Here is a 4132-nt window from a genome sequence, read left to right as displayed (position 1 = left end):
CGACCCCGCGGTGTGGCGCACCGAGGTGCTGGCCGGCCTGGTCGTCGCCCTCGCGCTGATCCCCGAGGCGATCTCCTTCTCGATCATCGCCGGGGTCGACCCCGCCATCGGCCTCTTCGCCTCCTTCACCATGGCCGTGACCATCGCGGTCGTCGGCGGACGACGGGCGATGATCTCCGCCGCGACCGGCGCCGTCGCGCTCGTCATCGCCCCGCTCAACCGTGAGCACGGCTTCGGGTACCTGGTCGCCGCCGTGATCCTGGCCGGCGTCTTCCAGGTGGTGCTCGGCGCGCTCGGGGTGGCGAAGCTGATGCGGTTCATCCCCCGCTCCGTGATGGTCGGATTCGTGAACGCGCTGGCCGTCCTGATCTTCATCACGCAGATGTCCGAGCTGACGGACGTCCCCTGGGCGGTCTATCCGCTCCTGGCGGCCGGACTGCTCCTGCTGGTGTTCCTCCCCAGGATCACCACGGTGGTCCCGGCGCCGCTGGTCTCCATCGTGGTCCTCACCGTCGTGACCGTGGGCGCCGGGATCGCCGTCCCCACGGTGGGGGACAAGGGCGAGCTGCCGTCCGCGCTGCCGACGCCCGGTCTGCCCGACGTGCCGTTCACCGCGGACACGTTGACGACGATCGCGCCGTACGCCTTCGCGATGGCGCTCGTCGGTCTGATGGAGTCCCTGATGACCGCCCGGCTCGTCGACGACATCACCGACACCCGCTCGGACAAGACCCGCGAGTCCGTCGGCCAGGGCATCGCCAACATCGTCACCGGCTTCTTCGGCGGCATGGGCGGCTGCGCCATGATCGGCCAGACGATGATCAACGTGAAGGTGTCCGGTGCCCGGACCCGGCTGTCGACGTTCCTCGCGGGGGCGTTCCTGATGGTGCTCTGCATCGTCTTCGGGCCGCTCGTCTCCGACATCCCCATGGCCGCGCTCGTCGCCGTCATGATCATGGTCTGCTTCGCGACCTTCGACTGGCACTCGATCGCCCCCGCGACCCTCCGGCGCATGCCCGCCGGTGAGGTCGCCGTGATGGTGATCACCGTGGTGTGCGTGGTCGCCACGCACAACCTCGCCGTCGGTGTGGTCGCGGGCTCGGTCACCGCCGCGCTGATCTTCGCGAGGCGGGTGGCCCACCACGCCGAGGTGACCGCCGTGACCGATCCCGACGGCACGACCGTCGTCTACCGGGTGACGGGCGCGCTGTTCTTCGCTTCGGCCAACGAACTCGTGGGCCGGTTCGCGTACGCCACGGACCCCGACCGGGTCGTCATCGACCTCTCGGCGGCCCACGTCTGGGACGCCTCGTCCGTCGCCGTCCTCGACGCGATCGAGGCGAAGTACGCGCAGCGCGGAAAGACGGTGGAGATCACCGGCCTCAACGACCCCAGCGCCGCGCTGCACGGCAGGCTGAGCGGAGAACTCGCCGGCGGCTGAGGAAGAGGGGCGCGGGTCGCCCCGGCCGGGCCCCACCGTCGTCCCGGAAGCGGACCGGAAGCGGACCGGAAGCGGACCGCAAAAGGAGGTGAAGCGCAGGTCAGAGCCCTGATATATTCATCCTGTCGCCGCGAGTGATCACCACTCACCGCGACGCGCACCTTGTCCGGGTGGCGGAATGGCAGACGCGCTAGCTTGAGGTGCTAGTGCCCTTTATCGGGCGTGGGGGTTCAAGTCCCCCCTCGGACACGACGGTTCGCCGTGCGACGTGGTGGCCGGGATCGCTCCCGGCCACCACGTCGTCGTTTTCGGCCCCCTGGAGGGCCGCCGGGCCTCACCTCAGCAGCGAGCCCGGGTCCCGCACCAGCGGTGCCGTGCCCACCGAGTTGCTCACGTTGAACGTCACGCTGCCCGCGCGGTAGCGGTCGTCGGTCCATTCGATCGGGCGACCGTCCGGGTTGCTGGTGAGGTGCCGCTGGCGCAGCAGCGGGCTTCCCCTGCGGACGCCGAGGAGCCGGGCGTCGTCGCTGCCGGCCGGGACGGCGTCGATGAGGTGCTCGCCGTAGTGGGCGACGATCCCCGCTCCGGCCGCCATGCTGTCCATGATCGAGGCGCAGTCGGCGGGCAGCGCCTCGACCACGGGCGCGACCCAGCCCGCGTACGCCGTACGCTCCACCATCACGGGCTCGTCGTCCAGGAGCCGCAGTCGCAGCACGTCCAGGACTCCGCCGCCCTCCGGCAGGACCAGCCGGCGGGCCTCCTCGGGGCTGGCCGGACGCCGCTCCCGGTGCAGGAAGCGGCTGGTGGCCCGGTAGCCCATGACACGGGCCCACTGGGCGAAGCTGTGGAGCTCGGCGAAGCTGTGCCGGCGCTCCCGCCGCAGGACGATGCGGCGGGCCCCCTGGCGGGAGCCGATGAGGCCCTCGGAGGTGAGCAGGGCGACGGCCTGGCGCACCGTACCGCGCGACGCGGTCCAGCGGGCAGCCAGGTCGCTCTCGGACGGCAGCCGGGCCCCGACCGCGTACTCACCGCTGAGGATCGAGCGGCGGAGTCCCTCCGCGATCTCCACGTAGAGCGCCGTCACGGCATCCCCCTTCTCTCGCGTTCTCCCGTGCGACTGCGCACAGTCGGTCACGGCGTGTGCTGCCCCGGGGTCAGCCTAACCCGACCGGACGGTCCGTTCGCGAGACGCCCGCTCCTCTCAAGTCCACCGCATTCACCTGCTGTTCACCGCATCCCGCTCTTCCGTGAGGCGCCAGGATCCGGCCATGCCCCGTTCACTTCGCGGACAGGGGGCACGGGCGAACTGAGGGCGGCTTGTTCAGACAAGTTCCCTCACTCGCTTCTGGGAGAAGACCCGTGCGCAGAACCCCTCTCCGCGGTGCCGCCGTGCTGCTCGGCGCCGCCGTCCTGACCACCGTCACCGCCTGCGGCGCCGCACCCGAGGGTGCGGCCGGAGCCGAGGGCGACGGTGCCAAGGCGGCCACCGCGACCTCCGCCAAGGACTTCGGCGGCATGGACGCCCTCGTCGCGGCGGCCAAGAAGGAGGGCGCCCTCCACGTCATCGCGCTGCCGCCGGACTGGGCCAACTACGGCGAACTCATCAGGACCTTCGAGACCAGGTACGGCATCAAGATCGAGAGCGAGAACCCGGACGCCGCGAGCGCCGACGAGATCGCCGCCGTCAAGTCCCGCAAGGGCCAGAAGCGCGCCCCCGACGTCCTGGACCTCGGCATCGCCTTCGCCCGCAGCGGCGCCGACGAAGGACTCTTCGCCCCCTACAAGGTCGAGGCCTGGGACAAGATCCCCGCCGCCCAGAAGGACGAGGCCGGCCGCTGGTACAACGACTACGGCGGCTACGTCTCCATCGGCTGCGACGCCAAGCGCGTCCCGAACTGCCCCAAGACCTTCGCCGACCTGCTCAAGCCCGAGTACAAGGGCAAGGTCGCGCTCAACGGCAACCCGACCAAGTCCGGCTCCGCCTTCGGCGGCGTCTACGCGGCCGCCCTCGCCAACAAGGGCTCCTTCGCCGACATCCAGCCCGGCATCGACTTCTTCGGCAAGCTCAAGCAGAGCGGCAACTTCATCCCCGTCGAGTCCACCCCGGCCACGGTCGAGAAGGGCGAGACCCCCATCAGCATCGACTGGGACTACCTGAACGCCGGCTACGCCGACCAGTTCAAGGACAAGGGCGTCGACTGGCAGGTGGCCGTGCCCACCGACGGCGTCTACGCCCAGTTCTACTCGCAGGCCGTCAACAAGGACGCCCCGCACCCCGCGGCCGCCCGCCTGTGGATGGAGTACCTCTACAGCGTCGAGGGCCAGAACCTCTGGCTCAAGGGCTACGCCCGCCCGGTGCTGCTCCCGGCCATGACCGCCGACGGCACCGCCGACAAGACCTTCGTCGCCAAGCTGCCCGCGGTCACCGGAGCCCCCGCCTTCCCGGCCTCCGCCGAGCTCGACAAGGCCAAGGCCACCCTCGCCGAGAAGTGGGACAAGGCCGTCTCCTGATGTCCGCCGCCTCCTCCACCCCCACCGGGGGACCCGCCGGCGGCACCCGCCGCCGGCGGGTCCCCCGGTGGGGGTGGAGGAGGCGCCGTCTCCTGATGTCCGCCGCCTCCTCCACCCCCACCGGGGGACCCGCCGGCGGCACCCGCCGCCGGCGGGTCCCCCGGTGGGGGTGGAGGAGGC

General features: G+C 71.2%; 3 protein-coding genes and 1 tRNA gene. 3 read left to right on the top strand and 1 reads right to left on the bottom strand.

Annotated elements, in window-relative coordinates; all coding sequences use genetic code 11:
• Together EAO70_RS15460 and EAO70_RS15455 are read left to right on the top strand one after the other, a co-directional pair.
• On the top strand, positions 1-1441 hold a 1441-nt coding region (locus tag EAO70_RS15460), incomplete at its 5' end, for a SulP family inorganic anion transporter (protein ID WP_261992877.1).
• 164 nt (positions 1442-1605) lie between these two features.
• Positions 1606-1690 (top strand) — tRNA-Leu (locus tag EAO70_RS15455).
• 85 nt (positions 1691-1775) lie between these two features.
• Here EAO70_RS15455 and EAO70_RS15450 read toward each other — a convergent pair.
• Positions 1776-2525 (bottom strand): GntR family transcriptional regulator, encoded by a 750-nt coding sequence (locus EAO70_RS15450; protein WP_148003563.1) that lies wholly within the window; start codon positions 2523-2525, stop codon positions 1776-1778.
• A 308-nt stretch (positions 2526-2833) separates the two neighbouring features.
• Between EAO70_RS15450 and EAO70_RS15445 the strand changes: the two genes are divergently transcribed.
• The gene (locus tag EAO70_RS15445; protein ID WP_187283899.1) at positions 2834-3952 is read left to right on the top strand and encodes an ABC transporter substrate-binding protein; all 1119 of its coding nucleotides are present in this window, start codon (positions 2834-2836) and stop codon (positions 3950-3952) included.
• Positions 3953-4132 lie beyond the last annotated feature (180 nt).

It is taken from the genome of Streptomyces sp. adm13(2018), assembly GCF_008042145.1.
In the GTDB taxonomy this organism is placed as follows: Bacteria; Actinomycetota; Actinomycetes; order Streptomycetales; family Streptomycetaceae; genus Streptomyces.
Note: the sequence above shows the minus strand (reverse complement) of the source record. Positions and strands in the feature narration are given on the sequence as shown.